Below are 1132 nucleotides of genomic sequence, written 5' to 3'. Positions count from 1 at the left end.
TATTACCCTGGCGTCTAAAAGTTGATTATTCCCATGCAGCATATTTAGTCTCATTTTTCTTAAAAAAATTCATAATTTTAAACTCATTAAATTGTATTTTAGTCAGGTAAAGTCTGATGTTGATGAGTAAATCCCCGACATTTCTGACTGGTTTAAATAAGCAAGCGTTAGCCTTCACATCCTGATTAACTAATTCTTGAGGATTTAGCTCTGGGGAATAGGGAGGCAAAAAAAATTTCTATCTCATTTTTAAATTTCTCAACATACTGCATTACTTTCTTGCTGTGATGCATACGATGATTATCTACAATCAAAAAAACTTTTTGTTTTACCTGACGGCGTAACCTGCCCAAAAACTCTATGAATTTCTTACTGTCGCAATTATTCTCAAATACCATCCAGTTCATAAATCCCTGTGGGCTAATTGCTGCAAGCATATTGACTTTAAAACGACTGCCTGTTTTCTTTATCACAGGTGTTTGGTTCACAAGGCCGTAGGTTCTCCCACGATTGTCGCAAGATTGAAGCCCCATTTCATCTGCCCAGTAAATCCTGGCTCCTTCCTGCATCGCTCTTGCTTTGATTGCGGGATAAGTCTCAGTGAGCCATCGGCTCACTTTATCAGGATCACGTTGATAAGCCTGTTTTATTGGCTTTTGTGATGAAAAGCCCAGGCGCTTAAGAAGATCTCGCAATCCACGACCTGAATATCTGATTCCAAAAGCCTTCTCAATGTAGACGCATATCGCTTTACTGTTCCACAAGGTGTAGTCAAGGCCAATTTCATCCGGAGTTTGATTCAGCAACGTTTGTAATAACGCCTCTATTTGCACTCCAGTTAAAAAGCACCGCTCAGACTCTTTTACACCGCGCTTTTTATAGTGAAAACTTGATGCGCCATTTAGTTTAAATTCACGTACATATTTGCTTACTGAGGTCAGGCTAAAACCAAATAGCTTTGCTGCTTTCGTCTTTTTTATGCCTTGCTCTACAACTGCGTAAACCACTTTTTTCCGTAACTCTAATAATACTTCTACTGATAATTCCCTGTTACTCATCTCAACAAATTGATTTAGTCAAAAGCGCGTAGAATATCACATAAAATCAATAACTTTTAGACGCCAGGGTAATA

Annotated in this window: 1 protein-coding gene; it reads right to left on the bottom strand. The window is 38.3% G+C overall.

The window, feature by feature from the left end; all coding sequences use genetic code 11:
• Nucleotides 1–185: 185 nt before the first annotated feature.
• Nucleotides 186–1007, bottom strand: coding sequence for an IS630 family transposase (locus Lstg_RS11810; protein ID WP_162264079.1), 822 nt, complete (start codon nucleotides 1005–1007; stop codon nucleotides 186–188).
• Between the last annotated feature and the right edge of the window lie 125 nt (nucleotides 1008–1132).

The organism is Legionella steigerwaltii (assembly GCF_001468065.1).
In the GTDB taxonomy this organism is placed as follows: domain Bacteria; phylum Pseudomonadota; class Gammaproteobacteria; order Legionellales; family Legionellaceae; genus Legionella; species Legionella steigerwaltii.
This window is presented reverse-complemented; position numbering and strand designations above follow the sequence as displayed.